Consider the following 26,601-nt stretch of genomic DNA (forward strand, 5'->3'; position numbering starts at 1 on the left):
ATCGCCGGTCATTGTGAGGATTCAAAACGCGCAATATTCGAGCTTTGTAATTCATCATCCGCCGACCCCGGATATTATTTGAGCGATGAGGTCCCCGAGCAGTCCAAAAGCGGAGCGCGTGCGACGCGCGAGGCCATCTTCGACCAACTCCGTTTCCGTTACGGCATATGCGTTTTTAGCGAAGATCCTCTCGGTCGTCGCAGCGTCAAAGGCATCGGACGCGAGCGTTCGAGCTATTCCGCGCGCGCGCTCGTTCTCTAGCGAATAAGTGACCATCATAGGTTGCGCCTTCGTTCGTCCGAGTGGCGAGTTCGCTTCGCGATAAGAAGGCTCATCGGCCAAGGTTCGGGTCGTAGCGCGAGCTTGTAAACAGCGACGCAGATGATCTTCCGGCCCCATAATCAGGTAGTCGTCGATGAAGCAGGCCGCGCGGCGTTTCGGGTCGAGCGGGACGAGCACTTCTACGCCCTCGACCGACACGCGCCGCACCGCGCCTAAGTAACGCCGCACTTCGGAGCGCAGTGCATCCTCATCGCGCGCGCGCGCGATGAGGATGCGCGTGCTATCCTCAGGCGATAGTTGTGCGGTGACTATCTCTGGACCAGCGGCGCGCAGGAAGTCGCGCGGCGATTCGATCCCATAGGGTTGCAGCGCGGCATCGAGAACGCGCCCGGCGAGCGGCGCGATTAAGGGGTCGAGCAATGAGGAGACGGCGCTCTTGACCCCATCCCACGCCGCGTTCGGATCGCGATAGTTGTAACGGGTCATTTGATAGGTGTCCGAAGGCAACATCCTCTCCGCGCTATGGATCGGGTCGTCGGAGGGCGCGAGGGGAGCTTTTAAGCGTGCGGCCAGATCGCCGGGAAGCGCGAACAGGTAACGGTCTTCGACCTTCCCCGCGGCGGTGCGCATGCTCCAGGCCATATCTTGCAATGACTTTTCGGCAAGCTGCGGCAAGATGATGGCGGCCGCGCTCTGCACGCGCGGATTATCGAAAAGTTGCACGGCATAAGCGGTGGTGAGCAATCTCATAAGCTCATCAAGCCCCTGGGGCGAGACGTAGCCGAAAGCGAGAGAGTCTCGTCCTGCGACGCGCTGACGCATCTGCTCCAGACGAGCGTTTTCGCGCAAGCTCGCGCGCTCCCCGCGCTTTACAGCGAGACAGCTTTGGACGGTCGCCTCGTCGTTGCCGATGACGACGAGGCTGCCAGAGATTGCGGCGATGATCTGTCGATCACCTTTGGGCGCGATCCAGAGGATGGTCTCGCCCTCGCCGGTATAGCGTCGCTCGATCCGCGGCGCGCCGTAGACGCGGTGCGCGAGATCGCCGACCAACTCTTCTACAACGCGCCGCGTTCGCCCTTCGTTCGTGTGAGTTTCGACGAGCAGTGCGGTATGCGGCCTGATGTTCAGCGCCTCCCGATCTTTGGATGTTTCCAGGCTGAGGACGACCAGGGCGACTTGTGAACGGGCTAGGACGACATCGCGCGCGCGCCCTAGACCGGTCCAGGCGATCAGCCCCTTCCAGCGCAGGAGATCCTTCAGCGCTGGGAAACCGTTCAGAATAGCGCCCCAAGAGTCGGTATCGGAAAGGCTCGCGATCAACCGCGGGGGATCGTCGATCTCGATGTAGATAAGCGCATCGCTTGGGGCATAAGCCGCCATTTGAACCGGACGCGGCCGATTCCACCACAGCCAGCCTCCGATGGCAGCTAGGATCAGAATCGCGGCGATGGCTAACCGTCTGCGTGACCGCATGAACTAAGCATCCTAACTGTAGCGGCTTCGAAGGGCAAGGAGGCGAACGGACGCGCCCGGAGATTCAGCGCGGGGCGCGAGGCTCATAAATGTTCAAAATAACAAAATATTGATTGACAAGTTTTAACTTGATGGGTATAGTTGAGTGCGTTTGAGCGAGGGGGCGTGGCCTCTCCGCTCTTCATGTGGCGCATAACGCGAGCGCCGCCCGAGAAGCTTGGACGATAAAGGCACACCTCGCGCGAGCGGGGGTCGCAAAGCCGACGGGAGTCAAAACGGTTTTGACTTGGCCGGGTTGCCGAAACGAGAAAGTGGTGGTGCGCGAAGCCCTGCTTTCGATCTCTGGACCTTGCCCCATCTTACTTCCCACACGACACAGCGCGCCTCCACGTAAGACAGGCATCACCGAGGGCTTTTCGAGTCAATCGGTCCACGATCATTTTGAGTGAGCTGGTGGAAGCGCGAGGATGAAACCGCAAAGATCCGTTAGAGCGCGTCGAGCCTCCAGGATTCGGCGCGTGCGCGCGCGTCTTAGGCGTCTACGGCGTGCGGTCAAGCTTTCGAGGAGCAGATAGGTCTATGTTCAGTTTCAAGAGGAGCATATCGCGCAAAGGATTGGTCGGTTTGGATATCGGTTCGAGCGCGATCAAAGCGGTCGAGCTACAGGGGCGCGCCAATCAGTTGAGCCTTGTCAATTTGGGATATGAGCCGCTTCAGCCTGACACGGTCGTTGACGGTCAGATCATGGAGTTGAACGCCGTCTCACAGACCATCGCCAAGCTCTTCGCTGTCAACCACATCAAAACGGACCGGGTGGTTGCGGGCGTGAGCGGCAGTTCGGTGATCGTCAAGAACATCGTCGTGCCGAAGATGACCGAAGAGGAGCTCGAAGAATCGATCGACTGGCATGCCGAAGAACACATCCCTTTCGACATCAACGACGTCAGCCTCGATTACCAAGTGGTCGGCGCAGGGGCGGACTCGCTCTTCGTGCTGATGGCGGCATGCAAGCGCGATTACGTCACAAATCGGCGGCAAGCGATCCAGCTTGCGGGCAAGCAGCCGGTCATCATCGATGTCGATGCGTTCGCGTTGCAGAACTGCTACGAGTTCAACTATCTGCCTGGTCCGGATCAGACGGTCGCGTTGCTCAACATCGGAGCTTCGACCATGAACATACAGATCGTGCGTGGCACGCGCAGCGTCTTCACGCGCGACGTCGGGCTCGGCGGCAATCAGTATACGGCGATGTTACAGCGCGATCTGGGTTTGACCTACGATCAAGCTGAATCGATCAAGCGGGGCAGTCCGCCGCCGGATGGCGTTGATGAGAAGCAGGTGCAGGGCGTGTTCGAACACGTTTCCGACACGCTCGCGCTCGAGGTTCAGAAGACTTTCGATTTCTATCGCGCGACGGCTGATGAGGGCGCATCTGTCGTGCAGAAGATCCTGCTGGCGGGCGGCGGTTCGAAGCTGAGCGGTTTGCGGGAGCATTTGGCGAATCGTTTCGGCATCCCCGTTGAGCCGTTCGATCCGTTCCGGCGCATCAAGTTCGACGCGCGACGCTTCGATCCCGATTACATGCGCGAACTCGTCCCCGAGATGGTCGTCGCCGTCGGTCTGGCGTTGCGTGGAGTGGAGGTTTGAGATGATCAGGATCAACCTTTTGAATTCGGTCACCGATCGACCGCGGGGCGTTCAAGCCATCGAAACGCGGGTGGCGCAGGGGCCGACGCAAACCTACTTGATGTTGATCGTCATCGGCGCGCTCCTGCTTTTGGGCATGGGGTTCGATCTCATGAGCGCGCGCGCGCGCCGTGCCGATGCGCAAGCTGAACTCGATCGTCAACGGCAGATCGCCGCTCAGATGGCGAGCATCAAGAAAGAGCAGGCCGAACTCGAAAAGAAGATCAAGGAGATCGAGGCGCGCATCGAAGCGATCCGGAAATTGCGCGCTTCGCAGCAGGGGCCGGTCGCCGTGCTTTCGGCCATCAACGAGCGATTGCCGCTTATGGGGGCGTTCCGTCTCGATTCGATCGAGCAGAAGGGCAGCGAACTCGTCATCCGGGGCGATTCGCCAAGCGAAGCTGCCGTCACGCAGTTCGGGCGCAGCCTCGAATTTTCGGGCGGGCTGTTTAGCAATGTGAACATCGAGACGCAGCGTAAGGCTCTGGAAGTGCCGGCCTCGACGAACGGCGCCGGAAAGGTGGTCCAGAAGCCTGAGACCGTCACCTTCACCATCAAGTGTCAGTACACTCCACCGCAAGCTCCGACGGCGAATTCGGCTAACAACCAGAGCGCTGCCGGGCAGATCGCGCAGAAGTGAGGGGAGGGAGCGATGGGCAGATTCAAGAAGATCCTCTGTGTGCCTTGGTATAAGCAGCTTGTCATCTTCAGCCTTGTCGCATTGCTCATCTATGGTGCGTTCCGCTACTTCGTCACGCAGAGCACGTGGGACGAGGCGGAGAATTTGCGCGCGCAGGCCGAGCAGTTGCGACGCGAGAACGCTTTAGCGCAGATCGCTTCGCAACGCATCAACGAATTCCGCGCCGCTTATGCGCGCGCCGAGGCCGATTACGCCGATCTGAAGGCGTTGCTGCCCGAGCAGCGGGAATTGACCAATGTGTTGGATGGGTTGTTGCGAAACGCGCGCGGGCGTTTGATCGTGCGCCGGTTCACGCCGAAAGATGACATCAATCAAGATTTCTATTCGGGCAAACCGATCGAAGTCGAGGTTTCGGGCAGTTACAACAACCTCGGCAATTTCTTCGCCGATATGGCGACCTATCATCGAATCGTTTCGATCACGGACTTCCGCATCATGTCTGCCCCTGAGCAGGCGAGCGGACGGACGATCGATGCGCAGTTCTTGTTGACGGCTTACTATGTCTCCCCCGAGCGTTTGCAGCAAGCCGTCTCCATTCAGAAACAACCGAATCAAACGCCGCCCGCCGCCGCGGGAGCGCGTTAACGGAGGGATGAAGTGATGGGCGATCGGCTCAAGTTTTCTCCGTTCGTGTTGGCGATCTCTCTTGGATTCGCCTGCCTCGCATCGGCACAGCAGGCCAGTTCGGTCTATCGTCCCACCTCGCGCGATCCGTTCGTCAAATACAAACCGCGCACCGTCGAAGGTCTGATCAAGCGCGCCCCGACCGTCGTCGAACCGCCTGCGTTGCAGGAGCGCATCGAACAGTACAAGGCGCGCAAACTTGCGGCGATGCAACAGCAGCAGCCGGCGCCGAAACCGACCTCCGCCTTTCTGCTCAGCGAGCTTCAGGTGATCGGCATCTTCCGCACTCCGCGCGGTTATGCGGCGATGGTCGAAGCGACGCCCATCAAGCTCTCTTACGTCGTCTACCCCGGAGAGCTCTTCTTCGATGGGCAGCTGGTCGCGGTCGAAGAGAACCGTTTGATCTTCAGGCGCGAGAAGCGCTGGAGCGATGGCCGGCGCGAATGGGTGGTCGAGATGAAACCCTTGCGTCAACCCGATGCGGTCACAGAGGCTTTAACGGCAAGCAAGGCTCAGGCCGAAAAAGAACCGGTCAAGAGCGATGAGGGGAAGGAAGAGAAGAAGTCGCCTTCGAGATAGCTGACGAATAAACCTCGTTGTTTTTCCACGCACAGCACTTCGGTCGAATCGATCCGCGCATCGTGCGGCGCGCGCTCAAAGATGGATCGCGCGATTCAAACGGGCGTGAGCGCGCGGCGGGTCGTTCGACACGTCGTTGAAGGATGAGACAGATGAACGAGAACAGAACGCAACTTTCGAGTCTGACGCCAAAAGGTCCGCTCGTCCTTTTGCTGATCTATGCGCTTATCGTCTCCAATGGCGCGCTCTACGCTCAAGTGCGAGTCGAACGCGGCGCGTCGCAAAGCGCGACGCCGCAGACGCAAGGGCAGCGTTATGGGCAGCCCGGCTTCGTCGGCGAACCGATCAACCTGAACGTCGTCAATGCCGATATCCGCGATATTTTGAACTACATCACCGAGCAGTACGGCGTTAACTTCGTCATCGACAAATCAGTCGGCGCGGTACCCGTGACGGTCAATGTCACCGACGTTCCGTGGAACATCGCGCTCGATGCCATCTTGCGCGCCAATCGGTTGGGGATCGAGATCAACGGCAACATCCTGCGCGTCGCCACGCAAGAGACGCTCGCGGCAGAAGCCGCGACGCAGGAGAAGATACGCGAGGCGCAGTTGGACGCCGCTCCGCTCGTCACTGAATTCATCCGGTTGAACTATGCGCGCGCCGTCGGCACGCTCGGCCAAGCGGCGGGGGCGGCTGGCGGTTTCGTCGGAGGCAGCGTTTCCGGCCCATCCTTTAGCGGCGCCGGCGGGGCCGATCAGGGCATCCTGCCGATCATCCAACGCCGTTTGTCGCGCCGTGGCAGCATCGAGGTCGATGGGCGCAGCAATACGTTGATCGTCACCGACGTCAAAGAGAACATCGAGGCGATTCGCCAGTTGGTCTCATTGCTGGACCAGCCCGAGCCGCAGGTCGAAATCGAAGTGCGGATCGTGATCGCGAGCCGGAACTTCAGCCGCGACTTGGGCGTGCAATTGGCGGCTGTCGCTCTTAACAACAGCCGCGGTGCGGGAGGATCGTTTAGCACTTTGCCCGCCCCGCAAAGCAGCCAAGGCGGACAGACGGGGAACCAGGCGCAGCTCAATCGGTTCGGCATCCCGAGCGGCATCGGACCTCAGCCCGCCAACTCGCTCGGCGCGCTCGGCGCCAGCACCGTCATCGGGTTGACCACAGGGGCGATCGGGACGGCGCAGATCACGGCGCTGCTTACCGCTGCCGAGCAGAAGGGACAGGCGAAGATCGTCGCGACGCCGCGTGTTACGACGCTCAACAACCGACCGGCCCAGATCGAAAGCGGTTCGCAGATCCCAGTCGTCACGCCGCAAGGCGGCGCAGCCATCGGCGGCGCGCTCGTCTTCACGACGACCTTCGTCTCCGTCCCGCTGCGTCTATCCGTCACGCCGCAGATCACCGACGCGGGAACGGTCGTCTTGCGCATCGTCGCCGAAAAGAACAGCGTCAACTTGACGTTCACGAACGCCACGGGGACGCCCGGCATAGATACGCAGCGGATGCAGACGGAAGTGCTCGTGCCTGATGGCGGGACGACCGTCGTCGGCGGCGTGCTCGATGATACGGAGACCGAAAACCAGTCGCGCACGCCGGGGCTTTCGAGCATCCCCGTGCTCGGCAATCTCTTCAAGCGGCGCGCGACGACGCGCACGACGAACGAGATCCTCTTCTTCATCACGCCGCGCATCTATCGGCCGGACTATCAGGGGCGCCCGATGGCCGTGCAACCTGCGACTGGCACTCGTTCGGTGACGATCCCGCAACCGGTGCCGCTCGGCAATCCGCCGACCAATACGCCGGTTCCGACGGCACAGCCGAGCCTGCCGACGCCGGGCGTGCCGCAATTGGTGTTGCCTGTGCCGACTGGACCAGTCGAAGCGCAACCGACGGCCCGTCCCGAGTCGAGCACATCGCCGCGGCCATAGCTCGTGACCGAGGGAGACTTTGATGAAGATTCAAGGTCTCCCTCATCGATTCCGTTGATTGGGGGAAGACGATGTTCAAAGAGAAACTGAGCGAGATCATCGAGCGAACGGATGGCGCGCTCGCCGCCGTCATCATGGGGACGGATGGGATAGAAGTCGAAAAAGTCCTGCGCCCCGAAGGGCGGGAGCTCAATCTCGATGTCGCCGCTGCAACCTTCACCTCGCTTGTGCGTAGCGCACAGGTGATCGGTCGTGAGATCAACTTGGGCCAGGAGCGAGAACTGCTCGTCGCCTTCGATCATGTGACGATCTGCGCGCGTTTGCTCAGTCGCGATTACTTCGTGATGCTCGCCGTCGCGCCCGATGGCAATCTCGGTCGCGGTCGTTTCGAGCTGCGCAAAGCGGAACTCGAATTGGCTCACGAGTTCGCTCTCTGAGAAATCGGCACCATCCCCTCCTCCTTCGGACCGGGGCCTCACTCGCATGATGAGCGCCCCGGTTCTCATTAGGACAGGGTTCTGCGCTGAAAGGCCTGTGCTTGTAGAGCCAGCCATCAGATCTCGGGGCGAGAATTGAAGTGGGAAGCGCTTGGCATCGATTGTTACATTCGGTGACATCGTGAACGCTTCGCCGTCACCGAAGATCCTTCTGGACTATGGAAATTTGTGGCGAAGCGAAGCGATGGGGCCTTTGGGGGCGATAGGGCGATGAGTGGAACATTACTTGCTTAAGCTTCAAGGGCGCGCTGCAACGGAAGCGCTCATGAGTCTTTAAGGAGCCTGTCGCAAAAGTGCTGGGAACCAAGACGGATCGATCGCAGGAAGGTTTGTCGGTTGTAGAGCTTTTGGTCGTCATCGCAGTCATAGCGATCATCGGCTCGATAGCTTTGCCACAAATCATCTCCGCCCGCAGGATACTACGCTTTGGCGGCGTGACGCGCGAGGTGCTCACGCAACTTCGTTACGCGCGCCAGCAAGCGATGTCCACACGGCTAGCGCATACTTTCCGTTACGATGATGCAAAAAAGCAGATAGTCATCATCAATAATGGCGAGACCGGTGTCGGGAACAGTCAGCCAGATCAGATAGTACGCACCGTGTCATTAGCTGGCGCTGGATTAGATGCTTTTGAGATCGTGTACGGCGCTTTGCCGGGGGCGCCAACCTCCCTGGATGACGGGACGACTCTAACGCCTCTTACGAACAATCAAGTGAACATCATCTTTCAACCCGATGGATCGGTCCTCAACTCTTCGCAAATCCCTGTAAACTACGCGCTCTTCTTCTATGGCCAGAGTTATCCGAAGGAGACCGCCGTGGCCATCTCCGTATTGGGTGCTGCTGGGCGAGTCAAGGTGTGGAGGTATGACCGCAATGCGAACAAGTATGCGGAATGAGCGTCGCGGGTCGGGCGAAGCTGGATTCACGTTGGTTGAGATCGTCGTGGCGATGACGGTTCTGCTAATCGGATTGATCGGCGTCGCAGCAGCCATCACATATGCGCTAGCGGCCAATAACATGAGCCGCAATGTGACGACCGGCAAGTTGATGGTCACATCGATGCTCGAACAGGTCGAAACTTTGCGCAATACGCAGCAGTTGACCTTCGGTCAGATCGCTAACATAGGTCAAGTCGATAGCACAGGCGCGACCCGCCCCTTCGCCGGTTTCCCGAATGATTTCCGCCCCGTCTCGACCAATCCAGGGCCGGACGGCATATTCGGCACCGCGGATGATCCGACCGATCAAGCGAACGTCATCCCAAACTATTTCCGGCGCATCGTCATCACTCAGCTCAGTCCGAATCTGAAGAGGATTCAAGTGACGCTTCGTTTCCCGGGGAATAACGGACAGATTCAGGAGCTTACTGGAATCAGCTATCTGAACAACGACGCGCGCAGCAATTACCGTAGATGAGCTCGCGACCGACCTCTGGACCCATATCGCAAGCGAGGTGAGAGGGAAGATGAAAAAGATTGGCGAAGAATCAGGTTTTTCGATCATCGAGTTGATGGTCGCGATGGCCGTGATGCTCATCATCATGGTTCCGATCTTCACCCTGTCAAGGGACGCTTTGCGCACGAGCGCGACCGCGTTCGAGTTGGCTGATGCCCAGCAGAACATGCGCACGGCGCAAGAGTACATCAACCGCGATCTGATCGTCGCCGGCGATGGTTTAAGATCGGTCGGCAATATCATGCTGCCGGTAGCGTTCGTCCAGAAGTATCTCGTGCGCGCGCCACAGACCGGTGGAAGCAGTCTTGCCGCTCTTTCAATCATTACGCCTGACGATGATGGGTCGTCTACGAGCACGCCTCCTGGCGTTCTGCCCGGCACGGATCGAATCACGATCCTTTCGATCGATCCGAGTTTCACGCCGATCTCGCTCCCCTCAGGGGCGATCGTCCCAGCCGGTGCCAATGTGAGCGTCACGACTGCAGATGTCAGTCGCTTCCAAGTCGGCGAAATCTATTTCATCACCTCGCAGTATGGTGCGACGTTCGGCGCGATCACGAATATTTCGAGTCCAAGCAGCCAGCCTAACCTCATCTTCTCTAATAGCGATCCATATCAACTGAATGATCCGGGGAATAACGGCGCGATCGCCCAAGTAGCATATGGGCCGAGCGGTCCGGGCAAAGGCAATAAATCGGTCCCAGCGACGCTCATGCGCGTGCGGATCATCAATTATTTTGTGAACGATAAAGGGCAGTTGATTCGCCGGGTCTTCGGCGTGCCGCGACCCGTGGCGACCGATAGCGGCTTCGGCTATGCCGATAGCGTAATCGCAGAGAACGTCACGAACCTGCAATTCCGGTATCAGCTCAATAAGACGGATAACAGTGGGAACTTGCTTCCACCCAGTTCTCAAGTCGCTGTTTCCGATCAACCCTCTATCCGGCAGATCGAGGTTACCGTGAGAACGCGCACGCAACGCGCGGTCCAAGTGAATAACGGCATGCGTCCAGAACTGAGCGCAACGACTTGGACCAGCGTGCGCAATATGCAATTCCGGCAGGCTTTACAGCCATAGAAGAGCGATCGTGGAGGGATGGGATTTATGAGAAGCGCTGATCAACATGCTGAGCTAAGGAGGACGGATGCGGAGCGCGGCGCGGCGCTCGTCACAGCGCTCATCATCCTCGCGTTGTTGGCCGCTATATCCGTTTCCGTGTTAGCCGTCGTTTCGAGTGAGGCGAATATCGCTGGCAGCGATCTGCAGCGCACTCAAACCTTCTATGCCGCGGCGGCTGGAATAGAGAAGATGACGAGCGATTTTAGCGAGCTATTTCAACGGACTTTGCATCCGACGGCGCAGGATCTCAATCAAATAGCCTCTTCCCCTCCGTCGGAACTGATCTCTGAGGGTTTCTCCTTCCAGCAGCAGCTTGCGCGCGATGACGATACCTTGCAAAAGATGCGCCAATCACAAGGCATAACTGATAATAGCTTCCCTCGTGTGCAAATACCCAATGGAGCGTTCGCCGGATTATATGCGACTGTCGAACCCTACAAGTTAGTCACGACGGCGACTATGGTTCGAACTGGAGTGCAAGTCAGACTGGAGCGGGAGATGAACAACTATTTGATCCCGCTCTTTCAATTCGGCATGTTTAGCGACGGCGATTTGGAATTGCATCCAGGGCCGCCTTTTTACTTCAACGGTCGCGTTCACGCTAACGGTAACATCTACTTGACCGGTGATGTGACTTTCCTTTCAAAGGTGACGACGGCCAATGAAATTGTGCGTGATGTTCTGCGAAATGGCAATCTGTTTCAGAACAGCGGGAACGTTAGATGGCAAATCGGCTCTTATACAGTACAGTTAACAATGGGAAGCGTAATAAACGGCCCAAATCTGCCCGGCGCGCAGCCCGGAGGGCGTGGTTATTTCCCCGATTCGCCAAACGGCACCCCTAATACCAGTTGGGAGACGGTGTCCGTTGCTCCGGCGGATGGAAGTGCAAATAAATTGGGAGGGCAACTTCTGACCCGCACGACCGGGGCAGCGCCGCTCTACCTCCCGTTGCAACTTGGCAACAATCCAACGCGCGAGATCATCAAGCGGCGTCTCCCGACAGATGATGATATCTTGAGCCAGTCGCGTTATCACACTAAAGCTGTGGTTCGTATCCTCATCGATGATGAGAACTCCGATACGACCGGCGACGCTGCAGCCATCCCGCCGGGGAAGGGAGTGAAGCTATCGAGCTTTGATCCGATCCCTCTCGATGGCGGGCGGGCTCTTGCGCGCGTTAATGATGATGGGACGTATAACTCGACCGATTTAGCGAAATGCGTGCAGCAGGGCGCGAGCGGTAAGTGCGCTGATACGGTGCGCGGTGTAAAAGGTAGCTCTGTGCCCCCGAACGGTCCGAGCGGCAATAAGACGACGATCCCCCCAGGCGCAGGACTTTCGGGGCGCATCCTTATCGAGATAGTCAAGCCAGATGGAACCACTTTGGACGTCACCAGAGAGATCCTTTCGCTCGGCATGACTGAAGGTGAGCCTAACGGAATAGTCTACTTGCAACGTCCGTTATGGGCGGCTTTCATCCAAGGCAGCCGCGATCGGGATGGAAGAAGGGTTAGCTTGGTTGATTTGTTGAGCCGAACCCGCTGGGCCGCCGATGGTGAACTCAAACCCAACGGGAGCGTTGATATCCCGACGACGCTCGTCGGATTGACGGCGGTCCTCGATAGCAACTACGGCTATCTGAAAACATCCTCGACTTTAAGCGATGGCAACCCAGCGAATTTGGATGATGATGACCCAACAGACCCGAACGTTTCAAACAGCTCGAAACCGCCGATCAGGCTTGATTCGCCCTGTCAGGGAGCGAACTCGCCGTGCTGGAACACGATCGTGCCGATCCAAGTTTATAACGTTCGCGAGGGTTGGTTGAACACTGGGTTTAATAAATACACGGTGTACGAACGCGGTGTGACGAGCGTCGTCGAAATAAACATGCGTAATCTCGCCCGTTGGTTGGATGGCGTGTATGACACAAATCTTCTGCGCGGCACGAACGCTGTCAGCACCAACGTCAACGACACTGATGGTTATGTCATTTACGTCTCAGACCGGCGCGGCGATAAAGTCAGAACCGAGATACTGCCATCGGGAGCGACATTGACGATGACGAACGGCATCGCGGATAACGAAGATATCTACGGGCCGAATAACGCGCTCGATCCGGGCGAAGACGTGATCGACGCCGGATTCGATGCGAGCGGGCAACCAAAGAAGGGGACTTTGCAGAAGGATACTAGCGAACTGCCAGATCCGACCGGGCCGGGAGTGAATACTTGGAGCGTAGCGAGCAACGCGGATCTTCTCACTCGGTTTACACGTGCGCGGACTGTGGAAGGTTATGGTTTTAGCGTCAGATTCTTCCGTCGCGCCGTGCGCCTCTTCAATGGTGAGGATCTCGTAGTTACAGGGAGTCCCGGCAAGCTTTCGTCAACCAAAGGTATCTCAGTCGCCTCTGAAAACTTGGTATACGTCTGGGGTAACTACAACACGATCGGCATTAACTGCCAGCCAGCGAATGGCGCGACGTTGAACGACCCGACGCAACCTTGCTACTACGGCGGAGATCAAGTGCCAGCTTCGATAGTTTGTGATGCGATCTTCCCCTTATCCAAGACCTGGTTCGATGCTTCGAGCGCGCTTTTCCCCGAAGGAGGCAGCAAGAGGCCAGCCGATGCTAATCTGCCTTCCGTCGCCGATTCTACATCCGTGCGCGCTGGTATCATCGCCGGCAATAACCTCTCGGCGCTTGCTGGGCAACCGGATGCAGGCAATGGCAATGAATCACGCCTGTGCGGCGGGATGCATAACTTCCCACGTTTCTTAGAAGATTGGTCCAACGTTAGATGGAACTTCGTCGGATCGTTGATCCCGCTTTATCGTTCAACTCAGGCCCTCGCTCCCTATCGCGCCGATTCGACTATTTACTCGGCGCCGATCCGTAATTGGGCTTTCGACACGACCTTCAATGATCCGAACCGTTTACCGCCCGGCACCCCTTCGTTTCAGTTCATCCAGCCGACCGGGTTCAGGCAGGTGATCTCCGGTTAGGATGACTTCGCTAGTGAGGGCGTGATAAGGAGTTCCTTATCACGCCCTCATTTTTTTTGTCGCCTAGCGAACGATGAGGTGAGTTCCGTCATGGAAGTTAAAGTCTTTGTAACCATATCGGATTCATAATCGCCTTTTGAGCGCGGTGACGTGAGGTTCGGGCGCGGCTCGTGTCGCGCGGGATCGAGTGGCAACTTGTGCGTTGCGGCCTTCGTCTAACATTTCGCATGACGCTCGCCTCGGGTGCGACCGCCGAGTAAATTTTTGACACGGGCTGCGGAAGTCGCATAATATCAACTGTTCAAGATTGGCTCGCCCGGCGCGACGAGCGATATTTTCGAAGAGATTTATGAATGGGCGCGTTTTAGTTTTGAACGCTTCTTACGAGCCGATCAACGTTTGCACTGAACGGCGCGCGATCGTGATGATCTTCAAAGGTGTGGCGCGCGTCGAAGAATACAATGGGCATGTGATCAGATCGGCTCGGATGGAGATACGCGCGCCTTCGGTCATCCGTTTGACCGATTACATTCATATCCCGTACAAGAATCGAACGCTCTCGCGCAAGAACATACTCTTACGCGATCACTCGACGTGCCAATACTGCGGGCAGCAGTTTCCTCCATCGGAGTTGACGCTCGATCATGTGATCCCGCGTTCGCGAGGCGGCGAATCGACATGGGATAACTTGGTCGCTTGTTGTAGGCGCTGCAACCATCGCAAGGGAAACCGCACGCCTGAAGAGGCTGGGATGAAATTGATCCGTCCGCCGCGCGGTTTCTCGCCCCATGTCAGTCGGCAGATCATGCGTTACTTGGGGCGGGCTGATGAGACGTGGCGTAAATATCTCTTCTATGAATCCGATGTTCAGGGGTGAACGGCTGGGTTTCGAAAGTTTGAGCGGGGAGAGAAGGAAATGTATCAAATGGCGCTCGGTTATCAAGAGCTTCTCCTGATCCTCTTCATCTTGTTGTTGCTCTTCGGAAGCTCGCGCTTGCCAGAGCTAGCTAGAGGATTAGGAAAAAGCATCCGTGAGTTCAAACGCGGCGTTTCTGAGGGAGAGGCGGCGGGCAGCGAAAATGAGCCTGTGCGCCGCGAGGCTTTGCGTGCGCCGGATGGTGAGCGTCTCGAGGACGCGCGTTCGACAGCGAGCAGGGCCGAGAAAGCGCGCTGAGCTTTGGGCAATTCGGATTAGCGCCGGGCGCTTCCGCTAAGGGCGCTCGGCGCTTTGCTTTACTCAGATGAAAGGTTCTTGACGTTTCAAGCGAAAGAGCGCAGGTGAAAAGCATGGCGAAGGGGGAGACGATCTACGTTTGCCAAAACTGTGGCTATCGAGCGCGCAAGTGGTTGGGGAAGTGTCCAGATTGCGGCGAGTGGAATTCGCTGGTTGAGGAACGCGCACCGGTTGTTCTTAAAGGGCGTGTCGCCAGCGCGGCGCGGCGGTCTCAACCGATCGCCTATGGCGAGGTCGAATCGCAGGATGAAGCGCGCATCTCTTCGGGCATAACCGAGTTCGACCGCGTCCTCGGCGGCGGCATCGTTCCCGGAAGTCTGGTGCTCATCGGCGGCGATCCGGGCATCGGCAAATCCACTTTGCTCGCGCAAGTCGCGGACCATCTGAGCGCGCAAGGGCTAGTTGTGCTTTATGTGTCGGGCGAAGAGTCTGAGCGCCAGATCAAAATGCGCGGCGAGCGGCTCGGCTTGGAAGCGAAGAATTTATATCTCTTGCCGGAAACAAATCTCGAAAGCATCATCGAGGAAGTTGAACGTATGGCACCCGGCGCGGTCATCGTCGATTCGATTCAGACAGTCTTCTCATCGAATCTCGAATCCGCTCCGGGCTCGGTTTCGCAAGTGCGTGAGGCGGCGAGCCGGCTTCTGATGCTCGCCAAAAGCCTTACGATCCCCATCTTCTTGATCGGACATGTGACTAAGGAAGGAGCTATCGCCGGCCCGAAGGCTTTAGAGCACATCGTCGATACGGTGCTCTATTTCGAAGGCGAGCGTCATCATCACCACCGCATCATCCGCGCGGCGAAGAACCGTTTCGGGGCGACGAATGAACTCGGCGTCTTCGAGATGACGGGGCGTGGACTCGTTCCCGTCTCAAATCCTTCCGAGCTCTTCTTGCAAGAGCGCCCGCTCGGAGCCGCCGGATCAGTGGTCACCGCTTGTATGGAAGGCACGCGCCCGGTCTTGGTCGAAATTCAAGCGTTGGTCTCCGGATCGAAATATGGCGCCGGGCGGCGCGTAACTCAAGGCATCGAATTCAATCGCGTCGCCTTGCTGATCGCCATGTTGGAAAAGCGCGTGGGCTTCCAATTGATCGGCGATGATGTGTTCGTCAACGTCGCCGGGGGATTGGAAGTAGATGAGCCGGCTGCCGACTTGGGGATCGTCGCCGCCATCGCCTCGAGCTTTCGCAATCTGCCCGTCGATCCGCATACGGTCGTCTTCGGCGAAGTCGGTTTGACTGGCGAGGTTCGCGGCAGCTTGCAAGCTGCCGCGCGCGCGCGCGAAGCGCAAGCGCTCGGATTCAAGCGGATAATCATGCCCGCTTCGAATACTGCTGGATTGCAGAAATTGCTCGGTTTGCGAGTGGTCGGCGTGCGCTCGGTCGAGGAAGCGCTCGATGCGCTCTTTTGAAGACTTTGGTGGAGGCGCCGAGACTCGAACTCGGGTCCAGAAGCGGTCACTTTCGGACTCTACATGCTTAGCCGCTTCTCTTTGGTTCTTTGAAGAACCGATTTCATCGCCATCGGGTAAGTGAAGCGACGAAGACCCCAATGACGACTAGCTCGGATTCTGTTTTCGCCCATGTCCCCCGAACGTTAGGACATAGGCTAGCTCACTTCGGGTGACATCTCATCTCACGGGCGTGAGCGACCCATGAGCGAGACGCTCGCTTGCGCTTAATTAGGCAGCGAGAGCCAATTCTTGCGTATTGGCATTTGTTTTTCCCCATGCTTTTTAACGAGCTGCATGGAGCAAGCCCGGCATGCATCCGAGAAGCGACTTTCGCTCCTGTCGAAACCTGTCGCCCCCGAAAACTTCAGATGCAAATTATAGGTTGCCGGATGCTTCGGGGTCAAGCCGCGCGAGGCGCAGGTTGGGCATCTAAACGCCTTGCGTGCAAGAATTTAGGGCGCAAGATTTGGCGCCCACGATGATCTGTGCGGTATAATCCTTAGAAATTCGCGTGATTGCGGAAAGCCGCCTTTTGAGGTCCATTGATGGTCAAGAGAGTCTCAACGCCTGAGTCCAGAAAGAGGGGCGCTTCGGCACGTCGTTTGTGGCTTCCGGCGCTCTTGCTCCTAGCGCTTGCTGCGGGCGGATTGACTGGGATCGTCATCGCCTATTGGTTGAACTATTCGCGCGCGGCCAGTGAAGTGGCGGCGCTTGCGACCTATCGTCCGAGCGTCGTGACGCGCGTCTATGCCGATGACGGTGAGACCGTGATCGGCGAATTCGCGCTCGAGCGACGGATCCCGATCAAGTATGAAGACATCCCGCCCGTTCTACGCAATGCCATCCTAGCCGTGGAAGATGCGCGTTTCTTCGAACATATAGGGATCGATCCGATCCGCATCCTCGGCGCTCTTTACAAGAACATCACTATGGGCCGACGTGAAGGCGGTTCGACTCTGACGCAGCAACTAGCGCGCAACCTCTTCTTGTCGCGTGAGCAGACTTACCGGCGCAAGTTCAACGAATGGTTGGTCGCTTTGCAGATAGAGCGCTACTACACGAAGAAGCAGATCATGGAGATGTACGTCAACCACATCTTCCTCGGCGCCGGCTCCTATGGCTTCGAAGCGGCGGCGGAGACCTATTTCGGCAAGACGGTGAAAGATCTGACGCTTGAAGAGGCGGCGTTGCTGGCTGGCATCCCAAAAGCGCCGAGCCAATACTCGCCGACGGCCAATCCACGGGCGGCCAAAGAGCGGCGCGATCTCGTCCTGCAGTTGATGGCGGACAACGGTTTCATCTCGCAGGCGGAGGCGGATGCGGCTAAAGCCAAGCCGATCAAACTCGCCGACACGGCCTATTATCCGGCGCAACAGCGCTCGACCCCTTACGATTATCCGGTCGAAGAGATTAGGCAATATTTAGAAGACAAGTACACGACGCGCGTCGCTCAAGGTGGATTGAGCGTCTATTCGACCATCAACGCCGCAGCTCAGAAGAAAGCGTACGAAGCCTTGCGCGCGGGATTGCGCGAATATGATCGCACGCATAGCGGTTGGCGTTCGGCTTACATCCGTGCCGAGATCAACGGCGTACCGGTGACCACGCCGCAGCAGCTTGCAAGCTATAGGCATCCTGATTGGTACGGCAATGACTATCAACCGGGCGAGTACGTCAAAGGTTTGATCATGTCGGTTGACCGCGTGCGCAATGAAGCGACGGTCCGGTTCGGCAGCTACTATGCGACGGTGACAGCCAAGGATATGGGGCGTTCAGGGCGTCAGCCTAAGGATGAATTGCCGGTAGGATATCTTGCCGAGTTCAAGATCAAAGAAGTGGATCACGATAATCATCGACTCAAAGTCGAGCTCTCGCAAATCCCGGCAGTACAGGGCGCGCTCGTCTGCTTGAATGCGAAGAACGGCGAAATCATCGCTATGGTCGGCGGTTACGATTTCACGACGAACAAGTTCAACAATGCGACGCAAGCCTACCGACAGACCGGCTCGGCCTTCAAGCCTTTCATCTACACGGCGGCGATCGAATGGGGATTAACGCCCGATTCGATCATCAGCGGAGCGCCGATCCGCCGTGGCGATTGGCAGCCGCACAACTACGATGGTTCGATCAGCAATCCGGATGTGCCGATGAAGGTCGCGCTCGCCAAATCGCTGAACATCCCGGCTGTGCATCTGCTCGATATGATCGGCATCCAGACGGGCGCGCAGATGGTCCGCCGTTTCGGCATCACCGTGCCGATGGCTCCTTATCTGCCGTCGGCCCTCGGCGCGACCGAGGTGCCGCTCATCCAGATGGTTTCGGCCTACTCGGTCTTCCCGAACAAAGGCGTGCGCGTCGAGCCGCACCTGATCCGCCGCGTGATCGACCGTGATGGTAATGTGCTCGAAGAGTGGCAACGGACCACTTACAAAGTGACGAGCGAATATGTCGCGCTGACCATGGTCCAAATGATGCGCGGGGTCGTCGAATTCGGGACCGCCGTTGCCGCTAGGTCTTTAGGAGTACCGCTAGCTGGCAAGACGGGCACGGTCAACGATCACACCGACGTGTGGTTCATCGGCTATACGCCGACCTACGTGACTGGAGTGTGGATGGGCTATCCTGACCGGAAGAGGTCATTAGGGCGTGACATGACGGGCAGCCGCGGAGCGCTCCCGATCTTCATCGACTTCATGAAGGATTTCTTGAAGGATAAGCCCAAAGAAGATTTCGAAAAGCCGCCCGAAATGCCCGAGGATATACGCCAGCTCTATCTGCAACGTCAGCGCGAGATGGCCGAGGAACGCGCACAACAGGCGGCGCTCAATCTGCCAATGCCCGCGACCAATTCGGAGATCGAACAGATTGTCTTGCCGCCGATCCCGCCCGCAGTTGAAGAGAATCCACACGCGGTGACGCCAGAAAACGGAGCTGTTCAACAACCCTCTCCACGGCGCGTCGAAGAGAGAACGCCGCGCGTAGAACCGTCCGAGATAAGCGCGCCACCCGCAGGCGCAGTGCGCCCGCGGCAAGTCGAACCGGAAAAGAAGAAGGGCAAGAAGGGGGAAGGTGAGCCTTGAGGGGTTGCGCGAGCCGAATCCGTGCGGCGTCGCGTATTGCGCGAGATGGTTCGGAAGATAGATCTTAAGAGGTCGCGTGAGCCGGCTCGATTGAGTCTCCGAGGGCCCTTAATCCGCGCTGAGCTTGGCGCGGCCTCGTCGCGCTCTAGCCTTTGAGCGGTTTCCCGCATCGACCGCAGAATCGAGCCGATGGGTCGCGCTGCGTCGTCCCACATGCTTCGCACGTCAGCTTCGCTCGCAGATCGGCGCCGCATGTGGAACAGAAGTCGGCGCCGCTAATGATCGCCGCGCCGCATGTGCCGCACCGACCGGGCATCGGTGGAATGTAGCCTCCCGCTCGTTGCGCGATGTGCTCTTCGATGATCTTCCACGCATCTTCGGTCAATCTGTACTGCCAATAGGCTCCAAGAGCGGGAAGGGCGAGCAAGGGACCGAGAGAGAGGAGGGCGGCGACGGCCGCGATCGCCGCTTTGTCGAACCATTTTTGCATCCCGATTTCGACGCGCGTGCCGCCGTGTTCAGGTGTGATCTTGATCGTCAGCGCGTAGGAGAGGCCAGTCAGGTCGCGCCATGTGCTCGATTTGCGGGCCTGTAGCACGGTCGTGGCGCCCACCTGCATCGTTTGCGTCTCATACTCCCCTTCATCGAAAAGGCGGCGCAGATCTGTGAGCAATTGCGGGATATCGGCTTCGACTCCCGGATAATACCTCGCTTCCATTTCGCCTAAAAACGACCCCTTCAAACGGGAGATTCGATCCGAGAGATTGTAAGATGAGTTCGGGCAGTTTTGAAAACCCGGCCTGAGATCTCATGAGAGCAGAATCTCGACGTCCGTTCGGCGGTCGCGAACGAGGCTGGTGACTTCAGTCACTGCTTAACAAGCGCGGTTAGATAAGGTATCTTCTGCAGGAAGCTCTCGTGTGGCTGGGCTAACTTGTCCCTCTGGCTTCACGGTGCGATACTCTCAAAGTTTAATTTTAAAATTTTCTCATCGATCTCTGAGGAGGTACTTGATGACGTACGTCGTAACTGAACCTTGCGTCGATTGCAAATACACGGATTGCGCGGCGGTGTGTCCGGTCGAAGCTTTTCATGAGTTACCAGATAGGCTTCTCATCAATCCCAACACCTGCATTGATTGTGACGCTTGTGTGCCCGAATGTCCCGTCGAAGCCATCTATCCAGATGTGAACGTGCCGGATGAGTATCAGGATTGGATCCGCATCAACGCCGAAGAGGCGGAGAAGTATCCGATCATCAGCATGAAAAAGCCGGCCCTGCATGGACCGAACTGCGCCGGACCGGAGGAGTGAGCGCAAGGCGAACTCGCTCGCGAACAAATGAGCTCGGCGCATCATCGCGCCGAGCTCTAAAACTTTCTGTAGATTGACGGGAGACTGAAGGATCAATGTTTGAAGTGGCGCATGTTTGTAAAGACCATGGCGATCCCATGCTCATCGGCGGCGGCGATAACCTCCTCATCGCGCACCGAGCCGCCGGGTTGGATGATAGCTGTGATGCCGTGGCGCGCCGCTTCGTCTACTCCATCGCGGAAAGGGAAGAAAGCGTCGGAGGCGAGAACCGAGCCCTTGAGGGGAAGCCGAGCGCGCTCGGCTCCGATCCGCACGGAATCGACGCGCGACATCTGACCCGCCCCGATCCCTATGGTTTGCCCGCGTCGCGCATAAACGATCGCGTTCGACTTCGTGTGCTTACAGACGGTCCAAGCGAACAGCAGCGCTTCCATCTCTTCTTTCGTCGGCGCGCGTTTGGTGACCGTGCGCAGTTCCTCGTAGTTTAAGAGCGATGTGTCGGGAGTTTGCGCCAGTAGACCGCCTTCGATCGTCCTCAGTTCATAACGCGCGCCGCCCTTCTCCTCTACCTGCGGGATGCGCAAAATGCGTAGATTCTTCTTCGCGCGGAGGACTTCGAGCGCCTCTTCATCATAATCCGGCGCGAGCACCACTTCGGTGAAGATTTCAGTCACAGCGCGCGCCGCCGCTCGATCAACCTCTCGATTGAAAGCGACGATGCCGCCGAAAGCCGAGACGGGATCGGTCTCGAGCGCGCGGCGATAGGCTTCCTCAGCGGTCGCCCCGAGCGCAACGCCAGCCGGGTTGGTATGTTTGATGATGGCGCAGGCGATCTCTGAAAAATCGTTGACCAATCGCCAAGCGGCATCGGCATCGATGTAATTGTTGAAAGACATCTCCTTTCCGGAAAGCAGTTCGGCGCCTGCTACGCCGCACCGTTCGCCCATCGCGTAAAGCGCTGCCGATTGATGCGGATTTTCGCCATAACGCAGATCGCGCAGTTTGCGCAAACTGAGCGCCAGCAGATTGGGGAAAGTCTCTTCCGCCCCTTCTCCGTCCACTTTGGTCGCTAGGTAAGTCGCGATCGCTTGGTCGTAGCGCGAAGTCAGGGTGAAGGCCCGCTGCGCTAGGCCTAAGCGCGTGGCGCGCGAAAGCGCCCCGTCGTTACGTTCGAGTTCTTCGGCGATCTTCGCGTAGAGTTCCGGTGATGTGACGACGGCGACCGACTCCCAATTCTTCGCCGCCGATCGAATCATCGCCGGCCCACCGATGTCTATTTGTTCGATCGCTTCTTCATCGGTCACCGCCGGGCGTGCGATCGTCTGCTCGAATGGATAGAGGTTGATGACGACCATATCGATCAACTCGATCCCGTATCGAGCGAGCGTTTGCAGATGATCTTCGCGCTCGCGCCGTGCGAGCAGCGCCCCATGGATGTGCGGATGAAGCGTTTTAACGCGACCGTCGAGCATCTCCGGAAAGCCGGTGAGCTCGGAGACATCGCGAACCCGCAGCCCAGCTTCGCGCAGCGCGCGTGCCGTCCCGCCGGTGCTGACGAGTTCAATATCTAATCGTTGCAGCGCGCGCGCGAACTCTATGAGTCCGGTCTTATCCGAAACGCTCAACAGCGCGCGGCGGATGCGGCGTAATCCTCGATCGTTCATCATCGCACTCGTTTTCTCCTCGAATTCGGATGGTTCACTCTGCAAATCTTCACTTTGAACCATGCTTCATGTAGCCCGTTCGTAAAGCATAGACGCGCCATCGTTTCGACCGACGCAAGCGCACCTCTATGCGGTGAAAGGATCCATCGGCGTTCTGCTCAGCGGCGTAGTAGCCGAGCATGTATTGACTTTGTAGATCATCGGCGATGGCGCGGAACACTGGCGCTAAATCGAGTTCAGCGTGCGGATCGAGCGCCGTTTGCGCATCGCCCACCATGAAGTATTGACCACCCGTCTGCTCCGCAATCTGCCGAAAGCCTTTGCTCGGCGCACGCGGCGCGAGTCGCCCATCGCGTGGCGTGTAGAGCGGCAAGTGGATGATGTAGATCGAGACCTGGCGGGCGATGGCTTCCGCGATGACATCGCGCGCCGTAGAACGACTGGCGTTATCGAGTCCGTCGCTTATCAGGATGACGATGCGGCGTTCTTTGGGGTCGCCGTTCGCGGCGAAAAGTCGCACCGCGGCTAACGCCGCATCGAAGATCGCGGTTCGTCGGTCGGGCAAGGCGGGGAAAAGGAAGCCGCTGCGCACTTGAGCCGCGTCCGTCGTGAACGTTGTGATCAACTCCGGGCGTTCGCGGAACTGCATGACGGCGACGCGCGAATTGCGGCCAAAGCGTGAAAAGAGCGCTAGCGCGGCTTCGCGTTGATGCGTGATGGAGTCGCGCACGCTGCCCGAAGCATCGAGCGCGAAGACAAATGCCACGCGTTCTGCGCCCGCAGCGAAGTAATCGACGGAAACCGCGCGCCCGTCCTCGTTTATCACGAAATCCTCGCGGGTCAAGCCCGTGACGCGCCGCCCACGCCCGTCGGTGACGACGACCGGTATCGTCACCAGATCGGTGCGAATGCGGATGGTCTCATCCGTTTCAGGGTCTTGTGCGCGTGCCGGAAAGTGGGAAGCGATCAGGAGGATAGGGATCAACGCGCGCCGCGTAAATTCCGCCTGAAACGCCGCACGGGAAGACATAGGTTCGCCGTCTCGCTCACAGCGAAAAGCGCCCTAGAAAGAGGATGCTCAAGATGACGACGACCGTGATGACTATTATTTTGACCAAACTCACGTTGGGCTCCTTAGCTAGCAGCGATCGCGCAGTTAGGTTGGCGAAGCCCAAATTCTATACAATGTATGCGCGGCTTACAAGCCTGTGGCGGATTTTCACGCGGATATGGAACTCAAGGCGACGATCCTTCGCTACGAATCGCTCCCCTCGACCAATACCGAGGCCGCGAATCAAGCTCGGCGCGGCGCGCCTGAAGGGCTCTGCATCGTCGCGCGCGTGCAGACGCGAGGGCGAGGGCGGCAAGGGCGCACGTGGGCATCGCCACCAGGAGCGGGCTTGTACTTCAGCATCGTCCTTCGCCCGCGCATCGAAGCGCGTTGGTGGCCGTTGCTCAGTTTGCTGGGGGCATTGGCTTCGCGCGACGCGCTGCGCGAGGCATGTGCGCTTGTCGCAGATATCAAATGGCCGAACGATCTGCTCGTCGAAGAACGGAAGATCGGCGGCGTCTTGGCGGAAGTGATCGAAACCGAATTGGGACGGGCGTGCATCCTCGGAATTGGACTTAATCTGCGGGATGGCGCGTTGCCTCCGGAGATTCGAGCGACGGCCACCTCGGTCGAGCGTGTGAGCGGAGAAGCGCCCAACACTGAGACGGTCTTGCAAGCGCTCGTGCGCGCGATCGCTGATTGGTATGGCGCGCTGCATGCACCGGCTGGTCCGGAAAGGATATGCCGCGAGTGGGAGGCGAGTTCGAGCTACGCTTTCAACAGGCGCGTTCGTGCTACGGTAGGGAGCGAAACGATCGAGGGCCTCACGCGCGGATTGGAGCTGGATGGCGCGCTGCGCCTTGAGACGGAAGATGGCCGGATCGAACGCATCTATTCGGCTGATATCGTCTCGCTGCGCGGGGTGGCTGGTTGAGAGCAGAAGATGCGTCTCGCGCGCTCATCGCATGAGCGGATCGAAAGGTTCTTGCGCGAGCATTTGCACGATCCAGATCTCGCGCTACCGCCTTTGTGCATTCACACAGGGCCATTGGCTAAGTTGATGACTCGCGCGATGCGGGCCGGAGGGCTGACCCTCGGACGGCACATCTTCATCTCTCCTCAGTTGGTACGCCGTGATGTTGATGGGCGTTGGCTTGTGCCCGGCTGGCTGATCGCGCACGAAGCGATTCACGTCCTGCAGTTTGAACGCATGGGTTGGATCAAGCTGGCTCTCTCTTATGTTTCGACCTACGGACGCGAGTTCATTCGCCGACGAAGTTTTGGCGCCGCGTCACGACGGGCGGCCTACGTTTCCGTCCCGGAAGAGCGAGCCGCATACGCGGCGATGGAGGCTTTTCTGCGATGGCGAGAGGCGGAACGCGCGGAGAGGATAAAGTCGCGCTAACGCGGCGACGTTAGCGCGACGCGAACGGTCACGATTCCCGATCTTCGATCGTAAAACGCACTTTGCCGCGCGCGATCTCCTCAAGGGCGATGCGCGTCGGTTTGTGCCGCTGCGGATCGAGCGGAACGCGCGGGCTGGCTCCGCGCATGATCTGCTTGCTCCGTTCAGCGGCGATCAACACCAGACGATATTTCGAATCTATCTCGGGCGGCATCTTCTCTTGCAGTCTGATGCTCGGATTGATATCGGTCATCAGCTCCGTCGCTTTGGCCATAGTTACAACCTCGTGACTCCCTTACGCTCAAGTCGTCTTCCGTTCGCTGAGCGGGCGCAAAGCCTCTACGCGCCGCTCGCGGGGTTGAGCTGTGAGGCCAACCCAAACTTCAGAATGATACCAATTCGAATTTGCGTTGGGCAAGATGAGAGCGCGGCGCGCTTCGTCCCTTGCCTCGTCAATCGCGTCGCCGCCGAACGCGCCATCAAAAAGCCTCTTGGGCGTTCGGCGGGAAAGTCGCGAGCACGCGCGTGACGATCGCTTCTTGACGCTGTCGGCGCGCGCGCTCGGCGTAGATCACAGCGGCCAGCTGCTGAGCGGCCCGTTCGACATCATCGTTCAAGATGATGTACTCGAATTCGCGATAGCGCTCGACTTCTGAACGCGCGTTGCGCAGGCGAAGTTCGAGATCGGGCAGGGCTTCTGATCCGCGTCTTGTCAAACGTTCGCGTAAGACTTCGAAGGATGGCGGGAGGATGAAGATCGTGACGGCGTCAGATGCGAGGCGTCGGACGTTGGCCGCGCCTTGCACGTCGATTTCGAGGATAACGTCCAGTCCGGCCCGTTGAGCGCGCTCGACTTCGCTCCATGCCGTGCCGTAGTAGTTGCCGTGGACCAAGGCCCATTCGAGGAAGCCTCCGGAGTCGCGCATTCGCTCGAACTCCTCGCGCGAGACGAAGTGGTAATCGCGCCCCTCGACTTCGCCTGGGCGCGGTTGGCGCGTCGTCCAAGAGACCGAATAGCTCAACCCGGGCACGGTCCGACGCACTCGTTGAATCAACGTCCCTTTGCCGCCGCCCGAAGGTGAGCTGACGACGATGAGCATGCCCCGCCCTTCTCGTTCTCCTGCTATCTCACTCGACATTTTGGACCTGTTCGCGCAGTTTCTCGATCTCAGCTTTGATCGCTAGGCCTGCTTCTTTGATCGTTAGATCCGTCGCCTTCGACAAGATTGTGTTCGCCTCTCGGTTCAACTCTTGGAGCAGGAAGTCGAGTCTTTTGCCGACCTCTCCGCCTTCTGCGAGCAGCGATCTGAATTGACCGAGGTGGCTCTTCAGGCGCGCCACCTCTTCCGTGATGTCGCTGCGTTCGGCGAGATAGGCGACCTCTTGGGCGAGTCGCGCATGATCGAGTTCAATCGCTTCGAAACCGGCGCGCGACAGCAGTTCGTTCACGCGGCGTTGGAGTCGCGCTCGGTAGATCTCGACTTGATCCGCCGCCATATCCTCGATCAGCGGGATGAGTTTGTCGATCTCGTCGAGATGCGCGTTCATCTCGCGCGCCAACGCTTCGCCCTCGCGCGCGCGCATCTGGTCCAGTTCATCGAGCGCTTGCGCAAGCGCTCGTTCGATGACGCGTTGCGCCTCTTCGCTCAGGATGGCGGGCGCCGGTTGAAGCGCGCCCGGCAAACGCGCGAGCACGTTGATATCCGGTTCACCGGCGAGCGAAAACTCCCGCCGAATCTCGTGCATCGCGCGCAAAAAGCCGGCGAGCAACGGGCGATTGATCTCGTATGGTATCTCTCCAGTGCGCTCGATGTTGATCGATGCTTCGACTCGCCCGCGCGCTATGCGCTCGCCGATGAAACGGCGGATGATGGGTTCAGCGCCGGCGACCTCGGCGCTCAGACGCAACTGAATGTCGAGGAAGCGGTTATTGACCGTCTTCAGTTCGACCGCGACGCGAAGCTCTTCGCCGACCGCTTGCCCTCGACCATATCCGGTCATCGATTTCATAAACAGGCTCGACTCTGCTCAT

General features: G+C 58.5%; 24 protein-coding genes, 1 other RNA gene and 1 riboswitch. Of the genes, 17 read left to right on the forward strand and 8 right to left on the reverse strand.

Going from position 1 to position 26,601, the window contains the following annotated elements:
- Positions 1-54: 54 nt before the first annotated feature.
- Positions 55-1,758, reverse strand: coding sequence for a hypothetical protein (locus PYK22_RS11030; protein WP_041977186.1), 1,704 nt, complete (start codon positions 1,756-1,758; stop codon positions 55-57).
- A gap of 219 nt (positions 1,759-1,977) precedes the next feature.
- Positions 1,978-2,061: riboswitch (cyclic di-GMP riboswitch) on the forward strand.
- A 276-nt stretch (positions 2,062-2,337) separates the two neighbouring features.
- Between PYK22_RS11030 and pilM the strand changes: the two genes are divergently transcribed.
- From pilM to radA, 13 genes are all read left to right on the forward strand, one after another.
- Complete coding sequence (pilM, locus tag PYK22_RS11035; protein WP_041977188.1) at positions 2,338-3,405, forward strand: type IV pilus assembly protein PilM; 1,068 nt, start codon at positions 2,338-2,340, stop codon at positions 3,403-3,405.
- 1 nt (position 3,406) lies between these two features.
- The gene (locus PYK22_RS11040) at positions 3,407-4,084 is read left to right on the forward strand and encodes a PilN domain-containing protein (protein ID WP_041977189.1); all 678 of its coding nucleotides are present in this window, start codon (positions 3,407-3,409) and stop codon (positions 4,082-4,084) included.
- Between the two features lie 12 nt (positions 4,085-4,096).
- A complete protein-coding gene (locus PYK22_RS11045) occupies positions 4,097-4,729 on the forward strand; it encodes a type IV pilus inner membrane component PilO (protein ID WP_041977190.1) in 633 nt (210 codons plus the stop codon).
- Between the two features lie 15 nt (positions 4,730-4,744).
- Positions 4,745-5,347 carry a hypothetical protein gene (locus PYK22_RS11050; RefSeq protein WP_041977191.1) on the forward strand — a complete coding sequence of 201 codons (603 nt, stop codon included), beginning with the start codon at positions 4,745-4,747 and terminating at the stop codon, positions 5,345-5,347.
- A gap of 152 nt (positions 5,348-5,499) precedes the next feature.
- Complete coding sequence (pilQ, locus tag PYK22_RS11055) at positions 5,500-7,284, forward strand: type IV pilus secretin PilQ (protein WP_041977192.1); 1,785 nt, start codon at positions 5,500-5,502, stop codon at positions 7,282-7,284.
- A gap of 71 nt (positions 7,285-7,355) precedes the next feature.
- Complete coding sequence (locus PYK22_RS11060) at positions 7,356-7,721, forward strand: roadblock/LC7 domain-containing protein (RefSeq protein WP_041977193.1); 366 nt, start codon at positions 7,356-7,358, stop codon at positions 7,719-7,721.
- 389 nt (positions 7,722-8,110) lie between these two features.
- Entirely contained in the window at positions 8,111-8,680 is a 570-nt protein-coding gene (locus PYK22_RS11065; RefSeq protein WP_157770832.1) for a hypothetical protein, read from the forward strand.
- Positions 8,670-9,200, forward strand: coding sequence for a type IV pilus modification PilV family protein (locus tag PYK22_RS11070; protein WP_041977195.1), 531 nt, complete (start codon positions 8,670-8,672; stop codon positions 9,198-9,200). The genes PYK22_RS11065 and PYK22_RS11070 overlap by 11 nt, the downstream gene beginning before the upstream one ends.
- 49 nt (positions 9,201-9,249) lie before the next feature.
- Positions 9,250-10,317, forward strand: a complete 1,068-nt coding sequence (locus PYK22_RS11075) for a PilW family protein (protein ID WP_041977196.1) — start codon at positions 9,250-9,252, stop codon at positions 10,315-10,317.
- Positions 10,318-10,344: 27 nt separating this feature from the next.
- Positions 10,345-13,368 carry a hypothetical protein gene (locus tag PYK22_RS11080; RefSeq protein ID WP_041977198.1) on the forward strand — a complete coding sequence of 1,008 codons (3,024 nt, stop codon included), beginning with the start codon at positions 10,345-10,347 and terminating at the stop codon, positions 13,366-13,368.
- Between the two features lie 349 nt (positions 13,369-13,717).
- Positions 13,718-14,245, forward strand: a complete 528-nt coding sequence (locus PYK22_RS11085) for an HNH endonuclease (protein ID WP_041977200.1) — start codon at positions 13,718-13,720, stop codon at positions 14,243-14,245.
- Positions 14,246-14,284: 39 nt separating this feature from the next.
- Complete coding sequence (locus PYK22_RS17330; protein ID WP_211197680.1) at positions 14,285-14,542, forward strand: twin-arginine translocase TatA/TatE family subunit; 258 nt, start codon at positions 14,285-14,287, stop codon at positions 14,540-14,542.
- Between the two features lie 113 nt (positions 14,543-14,655).
- Positions 14,656-16,014 carry a DNA repair protein RadA gene (radA, locus tag PYK22_RS11095; RefSeq protein ID WP_041977204.1) on the forward strand — a complete coding sequence of 453 codons (1,359 nt, stop codon included), beginning with the start codon at positions 14,656-14,658 and terminating at the stop codon, positions 16,012-16,014.
- 6 nt (positions 16,015-16,020) lie between these two features.
- On the opposite strand, the gene ssrA is transcribed toward radA, so the two are convergent.
- Positions 16,021-16,413: a transfer-messenger RNA gene (gene ssrA / locus PYK22_RS16765) on the reverse strand.
- 188 nt (positions 16,414-16,601) lie between these two features.
- On the opposite strand from ssrA, the gene PYK22_RS11100 reads away from it, so the two are divergent.
- Positions 16,602-19,136, forward strand: coding sequence for a penicillin-binding protein 1A (locus tag PYK22_RS11100; RefSeq protein WP_083437789.1), 2,535 nt, complete (start codon positions 16,602-16,604; stop codon positions 19,134-19,136).
- Positions 19,137-19,281: 145 nt separating this feature from the next.
- On the opposite strand, the gene PYK22_RS11105 is transcribed toward PYK22_RS11100, so the two are convergent.
- Positions 19,282-19,854, reverse strand: a complete 573-nt coding sequence (locus PYK22_RS11105; protein ID WP_041977205.1) for a zinc ribbon domain-containing protein — start codon at positions 19,852-19,854, stop codon at positions 19,282-19,284.
- Positions 19,855-20,149: 295 nt separating this feature from the next.
- Between PYK22_RS11105 and PYK22_RS11110 the strand changes: the two genes are divergently transcribed.
- Positions 20,150-20,449: a ferredoxin family protein gene (locus PYK22_RS11110; RefSeq protein WP_041977207.1), complete on the forward strand. Its 300-nt coding sequence runs from the start codon at positions 20,150-20,152 to the stop codon at positions 20,447-20,449.
- Between the two features lie 92 nt (positions 20,450-20,541).
- Here PYK22_RS11110 and purH read toward each other — a convergent pair whose 3' ends face one another.
- Positions 20,542-22,113, reverse strand: a complete 1,572-nt coding sequence (purH, locus tag PYK22_RS11115) for a bifunctional phosphoribosylaminoimidazolecarboxamide formyltransferase/IMP cyclohydrolase (RefSeq protein WP_041977371.1) — start codon at positions 22,111-22,113, stop codon at positions 20,542-20,544.
- Positions 22,114-22,162: 49 nt separating this feature from the next.
- Complete coding sequence (locus PYK22_RS11120) at positions 22,163-23,143, reverse strand: VWA domain-containing protein (RefSeq protein WP_041977208.1); 981 nt, start codon at positions 23,141-23,143, stop codon at positions 22,163-22,165.
- A gap of 199 nt (positions 23,144-23,342) precedes the next feature.
- Here PYK22_RS11120 and PYK22_RS11125 point away from each other — a divergent pair, with 199 nt between their 5' ends.
- On the forward strand, positions 23,343-24,098 hold the full coding sequence (locus PYK22_RS11125; protein ID WP_157770833.1) for a biotin--[acetyl-CoA-carboxylase] ligase: 756 nt from the start codon (positions 23,343-23,345) through the stop codon (positions 24,096-24,098).
- Between the two features lie 9 nt (positions 24,099-24,107).
- Positions 24,108-24,569: an eCIS core domain-containing protein gene (locus PYK22_RS11130; protein WP_041977210.1), complete on the forward strand. Its 462-nt coding sequence runs from the start codon at positions 24,108-24,110 to the stop codon at positions 24,567-24,569.
- 28 nt (positions 24,570-24,597) lie between these two features.
- Here the strand turns inward: PYK22_RS11130 and rpoZ are convergent, their stop codons facing one another.
- The 3 genes from rpoZ to PYK22_RS11145 all read right to left on the reverse strand — a co-directional run bounded on the left by rpoZ (position 24,598) and on the right by PYK22_RS11145 (position 26,579).
- Positions 24,598-24,843, reverse strand: coding sequence for a DNA-directed RNA polymerase subunit omega (rpoZ, locus tag PYK22_RS11135; protein ID WP_211197681.1), 246 nt, complete (start codon positions 24,841-24,843; stop codon positions 24,598-24,600).
- 205 nt (positions 24,844-25,048) lie between these two features.
- Positions 25,049-25,708: a guanylate kinase gene (gene gmk / locus PYK22_RS11140; protein WP_041977212.1), complete on the reverse strand. Its 660-nt coding sequence runs from the start codon at positions 25,706-25,708 to the stop codon at positions 25,049-25,051.
- Complete coding sequence (locus PYK22_RS11145) at positions 25,698-26,579, reverse strand: YicC/YloC family endoribonuclease (RefSeq protein WP_041977213.1); 882 nt, start codon at positions 26,577-26,579, stop codon at positions 25,698-25,700. Before PYK22_RS11145 ends, gmk begins: the two co-directional genes overlap by 11 nt.
- Between the last annotated feature and the right edge of the window lie 22 nt (positions 26,580-26,601).

Source organism: Pyrinomonas methylaliphatogenes, from assembly GCF_000820845.2.
Classification (GTDB): domain Bacteria; phylum Acidobacteriota; class Blastocatellia; order Pyrinomonadales; family Pyrinomonadaceae; genus Pyrinomonas; species Pyrinomonas methylaliphatogenes.

What these genes read in the sequence shown, in the direction of transcription:
- PYK22_RS11030 (WP_041977186.1), bottom strand. Translation starts at nt 1,758, where the DNA reads ATGCGGTCACGCAGACGGTTAGCCATCGCCGCGATTCTGATCCTAGCT.
- pilM (WP_041977188.1), top strand. Translation starts at nt 2,338, where the DNA reads ATGTTCAGTTTCAAGAGGAGCATATCGCGCAAAGGATTGGTCGGTTTG.
- PYK22_RS11040 (WP_041977189.1), top strand. Translation starts at nt 3,407, where the DNA reads ATGATCAGGATCAACCTTTTGAATTCGGTCACCGATCGACCGCGGGGC.
- PYK22_RS11045 (WP_041977190.1), top strand. Translation starts at nt 4,097, where the DNA reads ATGGGCAGATTCAAGAAGATCCTCTGTGTGCCTTGGTATAAGCAGCTT.
- PYK22_RS11050 (WP_041977191.1), top strand. Translation starts at nt 4,745, where the DNA reads ATGGGCGATCGGCTCAAGTTTTCTCCGTTCGTGTTGGCGATCTCTCTT.
- pilQ (WP_041977192.1), top strand. Translation starts at nt 5,500, where the DNA reads ATGAACGAGAACAGAACGCAACTTTCGAGTCTGACGCCAAAAGGTCCG.
- PYK22_RS11060 (WP_041977193.1), top strand. Translation starts at nt 7,356, where the DNA reads ATGTTCAAAGAGAAACTGAGCGAGATCATCGAGCGAACGGATGGCGCG.
- PYK22_RS11070 (WP_041977195.1), top strand. Translation starts at nt 8,670, where the DNA reads ATGCGGAATGAGCGTCGCGGGTCGGGCGAAGCTGGATTCACGTTGGTT.
- PYK22_RS11075 (WP_041977196.1), top strand. Translation starts at nt 9,250, where the DNA reads ATGAAAAAGATTGGCGAAGAATCAGGTTTTTCGATCATCGAGTTGATG.
- PYK22_RS11080 (WP_041977198.1), top strand. Translation starts at nt 10,345, where the DNA reads ATGAGAAGCGCTGATCAACATGCTGAGCTAAGGAGGACGGATGCGGAG.
- PYK22_RS11085 (WP_041977200.1), top strand. Translation starts at nt 13,718, where the DNA reads ATGAATGGGCGCGTTTTAGTTTTGAACGCTTCTTACGAGCCGATCAAC.
- PYK22_RS17330 (WP_211197680.1), top strand. Translation starts at nt 14,285, where the DNA reads ATGTATCAAATGGCGCTCGGTTATCAAGAGCTTCTCCTGATCCTCTTC.
- radA (WP_041977204.1), top strand. Translation starts at nt 14,656, where the DNA reads ATGGCGAAGGGGGAGACGATCTACGTTTGCCAAAACTGTGGCTATCGA.
- PYK22_RS11100 (WP_083437789.1), top strand. Translation starts at nt 16,602, where the DNA reads ATGGTCAAGAGAGTCTCAACGCCTGAGTCCAGAAAGAGGGGCGCTTCG.
- PYK22_RS11105 (WP_041977205.1), bottom strand. Translation starts at nt 19,854, where the DNA reads ATGGAAGCGAGGTATTATCCGGGAGTCGAAGCCGATATCCCGCAATTG.
- PYK22_RS11110 (WP_041977207.1), top strand. Translation starts at nt 20,150, where the DNA reads ATGACGTACGTCGTAACTGAACCTTGCGTCGATTGCAAATACACGGAT.
- purH (WP_041977371.1), bottom strand. Translation starts at nt 22,113, where the DNA reads ATGAACGATCGAGGATTACGCCGCATCCGCCGCGCGCTGTTGAGCGTT.
- PYK22_RS11120 (WP_041977208.1), bottom strand. Translation starts at nt 23,143, where the DNA reads ATGTCTTCCCGTGCGGCGTTTCAGGCGGAATTTACGCGGCGCGCGTTG.
- PYK22_RS11125 (WP_157770833.1), top strand. Translation starts at nt 23,343, where the DNA reads ATGGAACTCAAGGCGACGATCCTTCGCTACGAATCGCTCCCCTCGACC.
- PYK22_RS11130 (WP_041977210.1), top strand. Translation starts at nt 24,108, where the DNA reads ATGCGTCTCGCGCGCTCATCGCATGAGCGGATCGAAAGGTTCTTGCGC.
- rpoZ (WP_211197681.1), bottom strand. Translation starts at nt 24,843, where the DNA reads ATGGCCAAAGCGACGGAGCTGATGACCGATATCAATCCGAGCATCAGA.
- gmk (WP_041977212.1), bottom strand. Translation starts at nt 25,708, where the DNA reads ATGTCGAGTGAGATAGCAGGAGAACGAGAAGGGCGGGGCATGCTCATC.
- PYK22_RS11145 (WP_041977213.1), bottom strand. Translation starts at nt 26,579, where the DNA reads ATGAAATCGATGACCGGATATGGTCGAGGGCAAGCGGTCGGCGAAGAG.